The organism is Microbacterium galbum, from assembly GCF_032464915.1.
In the GTDB taxonomy this organism is placed as follows: domain Bacteria; phylum Actinomycetota; class Actinomycetes; order Actinomycetales; family Microbacteriaceae; genus Microbacterium; species Microbacterium galbum.
Map to the genome: position 1 here is coordinate 1,872,431 of NZ_JAWDIS010000001.1, position 13,603 is coordinate 1,886,033.

General features: G+C 72.0%; 11 protein-coding genes. 8 read left to right on the forward strand and 3 right to left on the reverse strand.

Going from position 1 to position 13,603, the window contains the following annotated elements; translation table 11 throughout:
* Window positions 1-43: 43 nt before the first annotated feature.
* Genes RWH45_RS08745 through RWH45_RS08755 form a run of 3 tightly spaced genes read right to left on the reverse strand, consistent with a single transcriptional unit; the run spans window position 44 to window position 4,652 of the window.
* A complete protein-coding gene (locus RWH45_RS08745; protein ID WP_315994486.1) occupies window positions 44-1,636 on the reverse strand; it encodes an acyltransferase in 1,593 nt (530 codons plus the stop codon).
* On the reverse strand, window positions 1,633-2,733 hold the full coding sequence (locus RWH45_RS08750) for a substrate-binding domain-containing protein (protein WP_315994487.1): 1,101 nt from the start codon (window positions 2,731-2,733) through the stop codon (window positions 1,633-1,635). Before RWH45_RS08750 ends, RWH45_RS08745 begins: the two co-directional genes overlap by 4 nt.
* Complete coding sequence (locus RWH45_RS08755) at window positions 2,730-4,652, reverse strand: heparinase II/III domain-containing protein (RefSeq protein WP_315994488.1); 1,923 nt, start codon at window positions 4,650-4,652, stop codon at window positions 2,730-2,732. Before RWH45_RS08755 ends, RWH45_RS08750 begins: the two co-directional genes overlap by 4 nt.
* Window positions 4,653-4,802: 150 nt before the next feature.
* Here RWH45_RS08755 and RWH45_RS08760 point away from each other — a divergent pair, with 150 nt between their 5' ends.
* From RWH45_RS08760 to kduD, 8 genes are all read left to right on the forward strand, one after another.
* Window positions 4,803-6,821: a DUF2264 domain-containing protein gene (locus tag RWH45_RS08760; protein WP_315994489.1), complete on the forward strand. Its 2,019-nt coding sequence runs from the start codon at window positions 4,803-4,805 to the stop codon at window positions 6,819-6,821.
* A complete protein-coding gene (locus tag RWH45_RS08765) occupies window positions 6,818-8,119 on the forward strand; it encodes an ABC transporter substrate-binding protein (protein ID WP_315994490.1) in 1,302 nt (433 codons plus the stop codon). The genes RWH45_RS08760 and RWH45_RS08765 overlap by 4 nt, the downstream gene beginning before the upstream one ends.
* Before the next feature lie 65 nt (window positions 8,120-8,184).
* Window positions 8,185-9,123, forward strand: coding sequence for a carbohydrate ABC transporter permease (locus tag RWH45_RS08770; protein ID WP_315994491.1), 939 nt, complete (start codon window positions 8,185-8,187; stop codon window positions 9,121-9,123).
* Window positions 9,123-10,037: a carbohydrate ABC transporter permease gene (locus tag RWH45_RS08775; RefSeq protein ID WP_315994492.1), complete on the forward strand. Its 915-nt coding sequence runs from the start codon at window positions 9,123-9,125 to the stop codon at window positions 10,035-10,037. Before RWH45_RS08770 ends, RWH45_RS08775 begins: the two co-directional genes overlap by 1 nt.
* A 2-nt stretch (window positions 10,038-10,039) precedes the next feature.
* Complete coding sequence (locus tag RWH45_RS08780) at window positions 10,040-10,714, forward strand: DUF624 domain-containing protein (protein ID WP_315994493.1); 675 nt, start codon at window positions 10,040-10,042, stop codon at window positions 10,712-10,714.
* 20 nt (window positions 10,715-10,734) lie between these two features.
* The gene (locus RWH45_RS08785; protein WP_315994494.1) at window positions 10,735-11,931 is read left to right on the forward strand and encodes a glycoside hydrolase family 88 protein; all 1,197 of its coding nucleotides are present in this window, start codon (window positions 10,735-10,737) and stop codon (window positions 11,929-11,931) included.
* A gap of 35 nt (window positions 11,932-11,966) precedes the next feature.
* A complete protein-coding gene (locus tag RWH45_RS08790) occupies window positions 11,967-12,776 on the forward strand; it encodes a fumarylacetoacetate hydrolase family protein (RefSeq protein ID WP_315994495.1) in 810 nt (269 codons plus the stop codon).
* Window positions 12,773-13,537 carry a 2-dehydro-3-deoxy-D-gluconate 5-dehydrogenase KduD gene (gene kduD, locus RWH45_RS08795; protein WP_315994496.1) on the forward strand — a complete coding sequence of 255 codons (765 nt, stop codon included), beginning with the start codon at window positions 12,773-12,775 and terminating at the stop codon, window positions 13,535-13,537. Before RWH45_RS08790 ends, kduD begins: the two co-directional genes overlap by 4 nt.
* Window positions 13,538-13,603: the final 66 nt, after the last annotated feature.

Consider the following 13,603-nt stretch of genomic DNA (forward strand, 5'->3'; position numbering starts at 1 on the left):
CGTCATTCCCACGCTGGTCACCCGGCCTCGGGATGGGACGCGGTCAGCGTGGAGCGGGCCCCGGGCGGTGCACGCCCCGCGGGCGATAGCGCAGCGCATCCGAGCACTCGAGCAGATCGGCGAGGTACCAGACGATTGCGAGCCACATCTCGGTGCCCTGCAGGCCGGGTTCGCCGGCATCCAGCCGGAAGGAGAGGCCCGCACCCGCGTGCCATCCGGTGAGGGCGTGCCGCAGCAGATCGTCGGCGAGGGTGCGCACTTCGTCGCGGCGGTAGCCGGTCGAGCGGGTGAGCCACAGCGGGTGCGCGATGTCGAGCACGGTGCAGGCGTCGCGACGGTCGCGGCGCATCCACCTGTCATCGCGCGCGTGCCGCAGCACCGTGTCGATCACGGCCTCGGGGTGCGGGACGTCGAGCCCGACCTGGGCGAGCGTGCCGCGGGCGGCACGGTAGAAGCCGTTGACGAGCAATCGGAGGTCGCCGTCGACGCCGGGGCGGCCCCACATGCCCGTGCCCGGGTCGGCGCGGAGGGCGAGCCACCCGAACAGCGCCTCGGCGACCCCCGGGGGAATGGCATCCTGCCGTCGGCCGCTCCAGTGCAGGGCCGTGCCGATCGCGTCGACGTGGTGTCCCGCGCGCCAGGGGTCGGTGTCCCACGGCAGGGCGTCGAGCCGTGCGATCAGGCCCGCCGCGTCCGCGTCGACGACGTCGGCGAGGGGGTGGGCGAACCGGCCGCCCAGGAGGTCGAGGGCGTACCCGGCGCTGAGCACGCCGTACGCCGCGTCGGGGTCATCCCACAGCGTGGCCGCGTCGGTCGTGAGACCGGTCGCGGGGCGCTGCTGCGCGGCGATCACCTCGATCCATCCGGCGCGGTCGTCGCCCGGGGGAGGCGCGTCGTGCAGCAGGGCGGAGAGCTCGACGGCGTCGCACACTGCGCGCAGGGTCGGGGCGGCGTCGGGGCGATCGCGGAAGCCCCCGTCGACCGCGACGCGGCCCAGCACCGCGGGAAGTTCGTCGCGCGCGCGATCGGCGAAGGCGGTGAGGTCGTCGCGCCGCGAGTCGCCGGCCCGCTCGGGCGCGACGCGCCAGCGCAGGAGGCGGGCCGGGTTGCCGCCCACGATCGCTCCGGCGGCGACGTCCTTCGTCACCACGGCTCCCGCCGCCAGCACCGCGTGATCGCCGACCGTGACGCCGTCGAGAACGACGACGTGCGAGCCGATCCACACGTCGGACCCGATGCGCACGCCCCGAGAGGTCAGGGGCTGGCGGAACACCTCGGTGCCCGGTTCGAACGAGTGGTTGAAGCCGATGATCGAGGTGTGGGCGCCGACCCGGACCGCGTCGCCGAGACGTACGTCACCGCGCACGACGGCGTACGGGTTGATCGAGCAGTCCGCCCCGATGGCGATCGTGCCGGTGAGGTACGCGCCGGTGGCGACGTAGGAGCGGTCGCCGATCGCGAAGGCCTCGGGATCGAGGCCGGCGTGCTCCGAGAGGAAGACGTCGTCGCCGATGAGCCAGTCGGGATGCGCCGACGTCAGCGCGGCGAGGTGCGCCCGAGCGCGCTCCCGCTCCTCGGGAGGGGCCTCGGTCGCGAACGTCCACGGCGAGAAGTCGCGCGCCGAGGGCGTGCTCACGATCGCGGGGCGGCCGTCGAGGCGCGCACATTCAGGCGCGGGCTGAGCTGCACGCGATGCACCGGCCGGTCGGGCTGGGCGATGCGCCGGGCGAGCAGTTCCACTGCGGCTTCGCCGACGCTCGCGCGCGGTGGACTGACGGCGGTGAGGGCGGGGGTGAACAGCTGGGCGACCTCGTCGTCGTACGCGATGATCGACAGGTCGTCGGGCACCGAGATCCCCCGTGTCAACGCGAGATCGACGAAGGCCATCGCTTCGGGGTCGGAGTGCACGAGCAGGGCCGTGACGCCGGTGGCGAGCGCCGAGTCGAGGGTCGCGTTGACCACATCGGAGAAGTCGGGGCTCGTGCGGTCGGGCAGTGTCTGCTCGAAGTGGTCGGCGGGGGTGAGGGCGAGCTCCTCGCACGCGGTCTGCCAGCCCGCCGCGATCTTGCGGGAGGTGGGGGAATGGCGCGAGAGGATCAGCCCCACCTTGCGGTGGCCGAGGGTCGCGAGGTGCCGGGCCGCGAGCAGGGCCCCGAGCGCGTGGTCGGTCGTCACCGACTCCATCGGGATGCCGCCCGCCCCGGGCACCGCGTCGCGTTCGACGAGGACGCTCGGCACGGGGCAGTCGGCCAGCCAGCGCATGACGTCGCCGGCGTGGGCGGTGTCGGTGTTCGGCGCGACGATCAGCCCGCGGACGTCGCCGCTCGCGACGAGGCGGTCGAGCACGGGACGTTCGTCCTGCAGCTCGTACGAGGCTCCGCGCAGCAGCGTCGTGTAGCCGAGGCGTTGCGCCGCCGTCTCCATCCCCCGCACGACCCCCGGCCAGTAGTAGGCGAGAGAGGGGACGAGGACGGCGATCGATCCGGCCTGCGTCTCGTCGGCGGAGGGCTCGGGGCGCGCCGGTGTGCTCTCTCCGGCCACGGCCCCGCCGTGCACCCGACGCAGCACCCCCTCCTTCTCGAGCTGGGCGAGGTCGCGGCGCAACGTCACCGTGGCGACCCCCAGGTCTTCGGTGAGCTGTGAGATGCGCACGGCGCCGTCGCTGTGCAGCGTGCTCAGGATGTGGGCGCGGCGTTCCGCGGCCAGGGGCTGATGCCCGGTGGTGTCGGTCATGGGAGGTCCTCGATCGGTGTGTCCAGTTCTACCGTGAGCCGGAGCTGTGTGCGGGATGCCAGGGGAAGGGCGAGGCGCGTGAGTCGCTCGCCCCACACCTCGGTGAGCATCGGATCGTCGAGGTCCCGCACCTCCTCGGTCGCCTCGACGTCACTCGGCCATCGCAGACGGACCGGGCGTGCTCCCCCGATCGGAGTGACGCGCGCACCGCCCGATTCGAGCCGGACAGCGCCCGCGACGAGCACGTGGAGCACCGTGTCGGTGCCGGTGGGAGCGCCGTCGGCGAAGACCCATGCGTCGGCGATCTCGACGCGATGCTGCGTGCGATCGAGCGTCGCGCGCCGCCGCCACGACGCGAGGCCGGCTTCGGGGTAGGCGTCCGCGAGCTCGAGCGAGAACGTCGTCCGCGCGTCGCCGATCTCGGCCGCGGCACCGCGCGCAGCGGCATCCCTCCCCGCCGGTTGCGTGCGCCCGCGCACGACGGGCACGTTGTGCCATCCGCTCTGCATGGTCCAGATGTCGTAGCGGTCGGGGCCGAAGGTGGCGGCGGTGTAGGTGGGTCGACCGGCGTCGACGATCACCGGCACGCCGTCGACGGCGACGAGGAACGAGCCGACGTCGTTGTGGTTGTGGTGCTCGGCGTTGTGACCGCCCTTCGCGACCAGCGCGAGGCCGGCGGAGGAGCCTTCCGCCTCGCGCGCGAGCACCACTTCGGTCGAGGGCAGCCACACGTCGCGCGGAAGGGGAGGGGCGCCGGCGGAGGCCGTCACCCAGGCGGCATCGGTGAGACCGCGCAGCAGCCGGCCGAGGCCCTCGCGCTCCGTCGCGGCGGGTGATCCCGGATGCCGGTGGCTTTCGGCCAGGGCGGCGGCGTCGTCATCGCCGTAGCGTCGGGCGGCCCGCTGCAGGGCGTGCCAGGGCTGATCGGCGGGCGGCCGGGCCTGGCCGTCGGCGTGGTTGACGAACCAGTCGCCGCCGAGGTGCGAGCGGTGGGGGAAGGCCACGGTCTCGCGCAGCGAGGCGATGCCCGTCGCGTCGACGGCGCCGGCCGTCGCGTGGGCGAGCACGTCGAGTGCCTCGAGAGCGCGGCACGCTCCGTTCCACCAGTACGCGTACCCCTCGTCGATCGCGCCGTCGGCGGGCAGGGCGGCGACGTACCGGTCGAGTCCCTCGACGGCGAGGCCGACGACCCGGTCGCGCTCCTCGGTCTCGGCGGGGGCGTCGAGCAGGCGCAGGGCGGCGACGACGACGTTGCCGTGGATCCAGGGGTTCCAGTTGTGGACGTCGCCGTCGAGGCCGATCCAGTGCCAGTCGCGTCGTCGCTGGAACGGCTCGAAGACGCGCACGCGCGCCTCGTGGCGGATCCGGGCGCGGATGCCGGGGGCACGGTCGTCGAGGGCGGCTCCGAGGAGGTGGTCGATCCACGCGAGTTGAGCCACGGCCTCGCCCGCGCCGAGGTCGACGAACGGGTCCGTCACGGTCGCGAGTACCGACCCGTGCACCCGTCGGGTGTCGTCGTGGGCGGGCCAGCACCACGAGCTCTGCTCGCACAGCAGCACCACGCCGTCCACGACCTCGTCGATCGCGTCGTCGTCGAGGGTGACCGCCGCGGCCACCGCGGCGCGGCTGAGGCGCCGTTGGCGCGCGAAGGCGGCGTCCTCCCATGCGGTGCGGTCGCCGTCGCGGTGGACGCGCGCCGCGTCGCTCGCGCGGGGCTGCGGCCAGGGCGTGGCGCGCTCGGCGTGGGCGCGGGTCAGGATCCGGTCCGCGGCGGCCCCGTCGACCGTGCCGCGCTCGCGGTCCCAGACGGCGCGGACGTATGCCGGCGGGACGGGGAGGGCGTCATCGGGGGTGACCAGTTCGGCGCTCTCGACGACCGCGGCGAGCGGGCCGCGGAACGCGGCGGTGGGGAACGGCATCGGTCTCCTTCAAGCGGGGTGCATCGCTTAAACGATCATAAACGATCATTAGGATTCAGAAAAGATGTTGCTGTGTTGTTTTCTGATTGATACGCTCGCACTCGTTCACCCCATGAATCGGGTGGACGGACGGCCTTCGAAGGAGAACCCGTGGCGACTTCCGCTCTTCCCCGCCTCGCCGGTGGGCGGCGCAGCGACTGGCTCGCCGTCGCCGACGCCCTGCTCGACGCGGCGTTGCGGCACGCGAGCCCCGGGCGCGGGCGCATCGTGTTCCCGGGCGCCGAGGGGGGCTACGGTGCGGCTGTCGACGGCCTCGAGGGCTTCGCCCGCGTCTTCCTCCTCGCCGGGTTCCGCATCGCCGGGGCGCGCGGGCAGGACGTCGACGAGCTGATCGCCTTCTTCGCCGAGGGCGTGCGGACAGGGGTCGACCCCGACGCGGCCGACCGGTGGGTGCGGATGGACGAGCACGCGCAGGCCAAGGTGGAAGCCGCGTCGCTCGCCCTCGCCCTCGATCTGACGCGGGAGTGGATCTGGGACACCCTCGACGCACGCACGAGAGATCGAGTCATCGCCTACCTGGCCCCGGTCGTGGGCGACGAGACCTACCCGCAGACGAACTGGGTGTGGTTCCGCATCGTCGTGCAGACGTTCCTCCGCTCGGTCGGCGGGCCCTGGTCGGCCGCCGACATCGTCGCGGATCTCGCCCGCCACGATTCCTTCGTCCGCGAGGACGGATGGCTCTCCGACGGCGACGAGCGCGCCTTCGACCACTATGTCGGCTGGGCGTTGCACGTCTACCCCGTGCTCTGGCCCCGCATGACGGGGGCGGCCGACCTGGCCGGCGAGCGTCGGGCGCTCGACGTCGCACGGCTGGACCGGTTCCTCCTCGATGCGGTGCACCTCGTCGGAAGCGACGGATCGCCCCTGCTGCAGGGCCGCAGCCTCATCTACCGCTTCGCCGCCGCAGCGCCGTTCTGGGCGGGGGCCGTCGCGGGCGTCCCGTCGCTCGGCGCGGGGCGTCTGCGTCACGCGGCCGGTGCGATCGTCGACCACTTCGTCGCCCGTGGCGCACCCGACGGCGACCACCTGCTGACGCTCGGATGGCACCACGAGTGGCCGGTTCTCGCTCAGTCGTACTCCGGTCCCGGATCGCCCTACTGGGCGGTCAAGGGACTGATGGGCATCATGCTCCCCGCCGATCACGACGTCTGGGCGGCTCCCGACGAGCCCCTGCCGATCTCTGAGGCCGACGACCTCCGCGCCGTCGTCGCCGCGGGCTGGATCGTGTCGGCCACGCGCGCCGACGGCATCGTGCGCGTCATCAACCACGGCACCGACAAGGCACGCCCCGGAACGCGCACGGCGGACTCCCCGCTCTATGCGCGCATCGGCTACTCCACGGCAACGGCCCCGCTGCTCGACGACCTCGCGTGGAGCGACCCGCTCGAGCAGGCCGTCGTCCTCGTCGACGCCGCGGGACGCGCCACGCATCGCACCGCCCTCGAGCCGCTCGGCGCGACGGTGCACGAGGGCGTCGGCGTCGCCGCGTCGGCATCCGACGTGCACCTCATCGACGTCACCCCCACGACGCACCGCCACGGTGCCGGCCTCGCGGGCGCGGCGCAGTCCCTCGGGCGGATGACGGTGACCTCGCTCGCGCGGGGCGCGTGGGAGGTGCGCATCGCGCGACTCGATCACGTCGCTCCGGGCGTCGACCTCGACGCGCTGCGCGTGCGGATGGGCGGGTGGGCGCTCGCGGGTGTCGAGCCCGCGCACGCGACCTCGACGGGCGCGGCCGAGGCGCGCGCGGACGGCCGGGTGTCCGGCATCCGGGCCCTCACCCCCGAGGCCACCTCGCGCGTGACGGTCCGTCGTGGGGCCAGCCCGCTCGGGGAGACGGCCGCCATCCCCGTCCTGACCTGGGACGCCGCGGTCGGGGTGCCGTTCGCGGCGCTCGTGACCCTGAGGGGCGACACGACCGCCGAGGCGGCCGAGCCGCGGCTCGCGATCGAAGGCGCGGGCGAGGACACCGTCGTCGACGTGACCTGGCCCGACGGCCGGCGCACGCGCACCCCTCTCACAGACTCCGGAGCCCCGCGCGGGGCGCACCGGCACTCTCGGGCCCGAAGCGGTGCCCGGCACGCAATCGCAAAGGAGCAGCACGCATGAAGCGCAAGATCGTCGTCGCGACCGGGGTGGGCATCGTCGCCGCTCTGTCGTTGACCGCCTGCAGCGGCGGATCGTCGGAGGCCCCCGCCCAGAGCGGCCCCGTCACGCTGTCGATGTCGGGGTGGAGCCTCAGCACGACGCCCGAGTTCCAGGCCCTCGCCGACAAGTTCCACGAAGAGAACCCCGACATCACCGTCGAGGTCAAGGAGTACGACTCCGCCAACTACGACACGCTGATGACGGCCGACCTCGCCGCCGGTTCGGGTCCCGACATCGTCACCCAGAAGAACCTCAAGACCTTCATCACCTACCAGGCCGGTGGACAGCTCGCCGACGTCTCCGACGTCGAGCTGCCCGGTGACATCGGCGGGGCGCAGGCGTTCGAGGTCGACGGCGCGACCTGGGCCGTGCCCTACCGCCAGGACTCGTGGGTGCTGTTCTACAACAAGGACCTCTTCACCCAGGCGGGCGTCGCCGAGCCCGACGGCTCGTGGACGTGGGACGACTACGAGAAGGCCGCCGAGCAGCTGACCTCGAAGCTCGGCGCCGCCGGCTCCGCCGCCCTCGGCACCTACCAGCACAGCTGGCAGTCGACCGTCCAGGGCTTCGCGAACGCGCAGTCGCCCGATGTCGACATCCTCTCGGGCGACTACGGCTACCTGAAGCCGTACTACGAGCGTTCGCTCGGCCTGCAGTCGACCGGCGCGCAGGTGGAGTACAACACCGTCACCGCCAACAAGCTCACCTACCAGGCCGAGTTCGGCAAGCAGCAGGCCGCGATGATGCCCATGGGCACCTGGTACGTCGCGACCCTCATCGCTCAGCAGGCCAAGGGCGAGGCGGACCCGTTCTCGTGGGGCTTCGCCCCCATCCCGCAGTACGACTCCTCCACCACGGGCGAGTCGGAGACCCCCGTCACGTTCGGCGACCCCACCGGCTTCGCGATCAACAAGGCGGCGGATGCCACGAAGCTCGCCGCCGCGAAGAAGTTCCTCGCCTTCGCTGCCGGCGAGGAAGGCGCGCAGGTGCTCGCGGGCCTGGGCATCACGCCGGCGCTGACGAGCTCGAGCGTCGCCGACACGTACTTCGCCGTCGCCGGGGCGCCCACCGACGAGCTGTCGAAGTTCGCCTGGTCGACGCACGAGACCAAGCCGGAGAACCCCACCTCGGCGAAGACCGCCGCTGTGCAGAACATCCTGCTCGACCTGCACACCGCCGTGATGTCGGGATCGACCTCGATCGACGACGCCATCACCACCGCCGAGAACCGCGTCAAGAGCGAGGTCGGCGTCGGCTGACCCCGCAGGTCGGTGACCGGCCCGGATCCCTCCGGGCCGGTCACCCCTCACGATCTGGAGACACCATGGCGACCATCGCCGACACGCGCCCCCGGGCGTCGAAGACCGAGCCGAGCCGGCCCCGCCGCCGCTCGCGTCTGACGCTGCGCAGCACCCTCATCGGGTGGAGCTTCATCCTCCCCAACTTCCTGGGCTTCGCGGCCCTGACGCTCGTCCCCGTCGTCGTGCTGTTCTACATGTCGATGACGAACTGGAACGTCTTCGGTTCGTCGGCGTTCGTCGGCATCGCCAACTTCCAACGGCTCATCGGCGACGGCAGCTTCCGCATCGCTCTGCTGAACACGCTCTACTACGCGGCGCTGCACATCCCGCTGACGATGATCGTCGCGTTGGGCCTCGCCCTGCTGCTGAACAACAAGCTGCGCGGGGTGGCGTTCTTCCGCACCGCGGCCTTCTTCCCCTACATCACCTCGATCGTGGCGATCGCGGTGGTGTGGAACCTGCTCTTCAGCCCCGAGTACGGGCCCATCAACGAGATCCTTCGCTTCTTCGGCCTGCAGAACCCGCCGGGATGGCTCACCTCCTCGGAATGGGCGATGCCCGCCGTCGTCATCATCAGCACGTGGCGCGACATGGGCTACTACATGATCCTGTTCCTCGCCGGGCTCCAGACCGTGCCCCGCGAGCTGCATGAGGCGGCCCGCGTCGACGGCGCCAACGTCTGGCAGCGCTTCGTGAACGTCACCCTGCCGTGCCTGCGTCCGACGACGTTCTTCGTGACCGTGATGCTCACGATCAACTCGTTCAAGATCTTCGACCTCATCCTCGTCATGACGCAGGGCGGCCCCGGGCAGTCGACGCTCGTGCTGTCGCAGTTCATCTACCAGAAGGGCTTCCAGGAGAACCAGTTCGGCTACGCCTCGGCGGCATCCATCGTGCTGTTCCTCCTGTGCATCGTCGTGACGCTCGTGCAGTTCTTCATCAACAAGAAGCGGGACGCCTGATGACCGATCTCCTCGTTCCCGACGCCACCCGCACGCTCGTCACCGCGGGGGCCACGCCGCCGCGCCGTCGACCCGTCGCCGGTGCCCACCCCGCCCGCCGCGTGGGACGCATCGTCGGCTACGCCGTGATGATCGTCGCGGCCGCGGCCCTCCTGCTGCCGTTCTTCTGGATGATCATGAGCTCGCTCAAGACGCCGAACGACGTCTTCAGCGCCCCCGTGAAGTGGTTCCCCGAGACGTGGGTGTGGAGCAACTACATCGACATCTGGACGCAGTCCGGCATGCTCACGTGGATCCGCAACACGCTGCTCCTGGCCGTGGTGGTCACTTTCCTCCAGGTGCTCACCGGCTCCTTCGCCGCGTACGGGTTCTCGCGGATGCGCTTCCCGGGCCGCGATGTGCTGTTCCTCGTCTACATCGGGACCATCGCCGTCCCGTGGCAGTCGTACATGATCCCGCAGTTCATCCTGCTGTCGAACCTGAAGGTGTCGAACACCCTCTGGGCGATCATCCTCATCCAGGCCTTCGGCGCGTTCGGGGTGTTCCTGATGAAGCAGTACTACGACACGATCCCCGAAGACCTCTCCGAAGCCGCCCGCCTCGACGGGCTCAGCGAGTACGGGATCTGGGCGCGGATCATGCTGCCGCTGTCGGTCCCCGCGATCGCGAGCCTCACGCTGCTGACGTTCGTGAACACCTGGAACGACTACCTCGGACCCCTCATCTATCTGCGCAACCCCGACCTCTGGACCATCCAGCTGGGGCTGCAGAGCTTCGTCAGCACGCTGTACGACGCCAACTACGCCCTGCTGTTCGCGGGTCTGACGATGTCGGTCGTGCCGATCGCGATCGTGTTCCTCTTCGGACAGAAGTACTTCGTCGAGGGCATCGCGACGAGCGGGATGAAGGGCTGATCATGCGCCGCATCTCCCACGACACCTACGCGAGCGTGTTCTCGACGGTCTACCTCGGGCTCATGGTGAACGTCCTCCTGCTCGTCACCTGCGCGCCGCTGGTGCTCCTGCTGCTCACCACCGATCCCGCGCAGACGTGGCCGCTCCTGCTCATCGCCCTGCCGCTGTGCGCCCCCGCGCTCGCCGGCGCCCTCACCGCCTTCCGCGCGCACGGGATGGGCGAGGGGCGGGTCGTCCGCGCCTTCTTCGCCGGCTGGCGGCGGACGCTGCGCAAGGCGCTCGTCGTCGGTGCGCTGGCGTCGGCCGTCCTCGCGATCGTGCTCGTCGACGTGCGCGCCGTGTCGGCGGCATCCTGGGCCGTCATCGTTGTGCCGCTGTGCGGCACGGTCGCGCTGCTGGTCGTGGCCACCGCGCCGGTCGCGCTCACCGCGCTGGTCGAGGCTCCGGGGACGCCGCTGCGAGTCCTGCTGTCCACGGCTGCCGTGCTGGCCGTCCGTCGCTGGTACCTGAGCCTGGTCAGCGTGCTGGTGCTGGCGGGTCAGGCCGTGCTGTTCACCACCTCGCCCGCGTTGGCGCTGGGCCTGACCGCCGCGCCCGCCCTCTACCTCGTGTGGGCGAACGCCCGCTTCAGCCTCCGCCCCGTGCTTCCGGCCGACTCCTCGGTCGCCGCCGTCTGAACCGAAGGACTTTCCCCCGCATGACCACTTCCCCTCCGACCGCTGCGGCCGCCGCGCGCGTCGACACCCCTCGAGCCGCCGTCGACCGCGCCCTCGCGCAGGTGTTCGACACCGTCCGTGCGAACATCGAGGCGTTCGGCATCCGTTACCCCGACGACACCACCCGCGCCAACCGCTATCCGCTGCGTCCGGCCGTCCCCGGCTTCGCCGAGGGGGAGAACCGCGGCTGGACGACCAGTTTCTGGCCCGGCATGCAGTGGATCGCGTGGGAGCTGACCGGCGACGAGGCGTTCCGCGACGCCGCCCTGGCGCACGCCGCCGACTTCGGACGCCGCGTGCGCGGGGAACGCGACCTCGACACGCACGACCTGGGCTTCCTCTACACGCTGTCGTGCGTCGCGCCCTGGCGCCTGCTCGGCGACGACGAGGCCCGCGCGAGCGCTCTCGCCGCGGCCGACCACCTCATGACCCGCTACCTGCCGTCGGCGGGGATCATCCAGGCGTGGGGCGACCTCGCCGATCCCGCGCAGCGGGGGCGCACGATCATCGACAGCCTCATGAACATGCCGCTGCTGACGTGGGCGGCCGAGCAGACCGGCGACGCGCGCTACAGCGACGTCGTCGCCCGCCACACGGCCGAGCTGCGGCAGCGCATCCTGCGTCCCGACGGCTCGACCTTCCACACCTTCTACTGGGATGCCGAGACCGGCGAGCCCCTGCGCGGCGCCACCGAGCAGGGCGCCTTCGACGACTCGTGCTGGGCGCGCGGACAGGCGTGGGGCATCTACGGGTTCGCGATGAACCACCGGGCGACCGGCGACGCCGCGCTCCTCGACGCCTCGCGCACCTGCGCCGAGTACTTCCTCGCCCACCTCCCCGCCGACGACGTGCCCTACTGGGACCTCGTCTACGGCGACGACGCCGATGCGCCGCGCGACAGCTCCTCGGGCGCGATCGCCGTGTGCGGGCTGTTCGAGCTCGCCGCGGTCGATCCCGAGGGTGCCGAGCGCTGGCGCGCCGCAGCAGAGAGGATCCTGGCCTCCCTCATCGCGCGGTACACCCCGGAGCGGGCCGAGGACGCCGACACGGTGCTGCTGCACAGCGTGTACGACCTGCCGAAGAACGTCGGCGTCGACGAGGGCACCCTGTGGGGCGACTACTTCTACCTCGAGGCGCTCGCCCGCGCGGCCCGACCCGAGTGGCGGCCCGTGTGGTGAGGCTCGCGCGCGTCGGCGATCGCTCGGCGGCCATCGTGCCGGGCCCTTCGGGCGACCACGTGCTCGACCTCGGCCCGCGCCCCGTCCCCGAGCTGTTCGCCGAGCTCGACGGCATCCGTTCCCTCGTGCAGCGGACGGATGCCGCGACCCTGCCGCGGCTGGATCCCTCGACGCTGCAGGCGCCGGTGGCGCCGCGGACGATGCTCTGCCTCGGCTACAACTACCGCGGGCACGTGCCCGACGGCGTCGACCCCACCGCCGACGACCCGGCCAGTCCCGACGTCTTCGTCAAGACGGCGAACACCTTCGGCGGTCCCAACGACCCCGTGGTGATCCCCGCCGTCGCCGACGACGTCGACTACGAGGGCGAGATCGCCGTCGTGATCGGTCGGCGCGCGCACGCGGTGAGCGTCGACGACGCCCTGTCGTACGTCGCCGGGTACACGCTGCTCAACGACGTCTCCGACCGGTCGTGGCAGCGCAAGCAGAGCCAGTGGGCGCTGGGCAAATGCTTCGACGGCTTCGCCCCGCTGGGGCCGTGGATCGTCACGGCCGACGAGGTCGACCCGCAGAACCTGCTCGTCGAGGTCGTGCGCGACGGCGAGGTCACCGTCTCGCAGTCCACGGCGACGACGATCTTCTCGGTCGCCTTCGTCGTCCATCACCTCAGCCAGGTGCTGACCCTCGAGCCGGGTGACGTCATCTCCACCGGCACGCCGCAGAAGCTCCCCGCCGCGCAGGCGGCGCACCGCCCCCTCGCCCCCGGCGACGCGGTGACCGTGCGCGTGGGCGGCCTCGGCGACCTCACCACCCGTTTCATCGCACCCCCGGGAGAGCCCGCATGATCCTCGACACCTTCCGCCTCGACGGCCGCGTCGCCGTCGTCACCGGCTCGAGCCGCGGGCTCGGGCAGGGCGCCGCCCTCGCGCTCGCCGAGGCCGGCGCCGACCTCGTGCTCATCGACCGGGGCGACGCCGCGCACACCGCCGAGCTGGTCCGCGGGCTCGGGCGTCGTGTGCACACGATCCACCGCGACTTCGTCTCCGCCTCGCGCGACGAACTCGCGGCCGCGATCGACGAGGCCGCCGAGGTGCTCGGGCGCATCGACATCCTCGTGAACAACGCCGGGACGATCCGTCGCGCCCCCGCCGCCGAGCACGGCGCGCAGGACTGGGACGACGTGCTCGCGGTCAACCTCGACGCGGTCTTCCACCTCTCGCAGGCCGCCGGACGACGCATGATCGCGCAAGGGTGGGGCCGCATCGTCAACGTGGCGTCGATGCTGTCGTTCCAGGGCGGCATCCTCGTTCCGGGTTATGCCGCCAGCAAGCACGCCGTGGCGGGACTCACGAAGGCGCTCGCGAACGAGTGGGCGGCCTCCGGCGTCACCGTCAACGCGATCGCGCCGGGCTACATGGCCACCGACAACACCGCCCCCATCCGCGCCGACGCGGATCGCGAGGCCTCGATCCTCGGCCGCATCCCGGCCGGCCGCTGGGGCACGCCCGCCGACCTGCAGGGGGCGTTCGTGTTCCTGGCCTCCGACGCGGCCGCCTACGTCACCGGGGCCGTGATCCCCGTCGACGGCGGGTGGCTCGTGCGGTGACCTGAGCAGCCGTTCCCCCGCGCGACACCCCCCCGCGCTCGACCCGAGCGCCCCGCCCCGCCGCAT

Bases quoted from the DNA above. Each gene is read 5' to 3' on its own strand.
- RWH45_RS08755 (WP_315994488.1), bottom strand. From the start codon at position 4,652: ATGCCGTTCCCCACCGCCGCGTTCCGCGGCCCGCTCGCCGCGGTCGTC.
- RWH45_RS08765 (WP_315994490.1), top strand. From the start codon at position 6,818: ATGAAGCGCAAGATCGTCGTCGCGACCGGGGTGGGCATCGTCGCCGCT.
- RWH45_RS08785 (WP_315994494.1), top strand. From the start codon at position 10,735: ATGACCACTTCCCCTCCGACCGCTGCGGCCGCCGCGCGCGTCGACACC.
- RWH45_RS08780 (WP_315994493.1), top strand. From the start codon at position 10,040: ATGCGCCGCATCTCCCACGACACCTACGCGAGCGTGTTCTCGACGGTC.
- RWH45_RS08775 (WP_315994492.1), top strand. From the start codon at position 9,123: ATGACCGATCTCCTCGTTCCCGACGCCACCCGCACGCTCGTCACCGCG.
- RWH45_RS08770 (WP_315994491.1), top strand. From the start codon at position 8,185: ATGGCGACCATCGCCGACACGCGCCCCCGGGCGTCGAAGACCGAGCCG.
- kduD (WP_315994496.1), top strand. From the start codon at position 12,773: ATGATCCTCGACACCTTCCGCCTCGACGGCCGCGTCGCCGTCGTCACC.
- RWH45_RS08750 (WP_315994487.1), bottom strand. From the start codon at position 2,733: ATGACCGACACCACCGGGCATCAGCCCCTGGCCGCGGAACGCCGCGCC.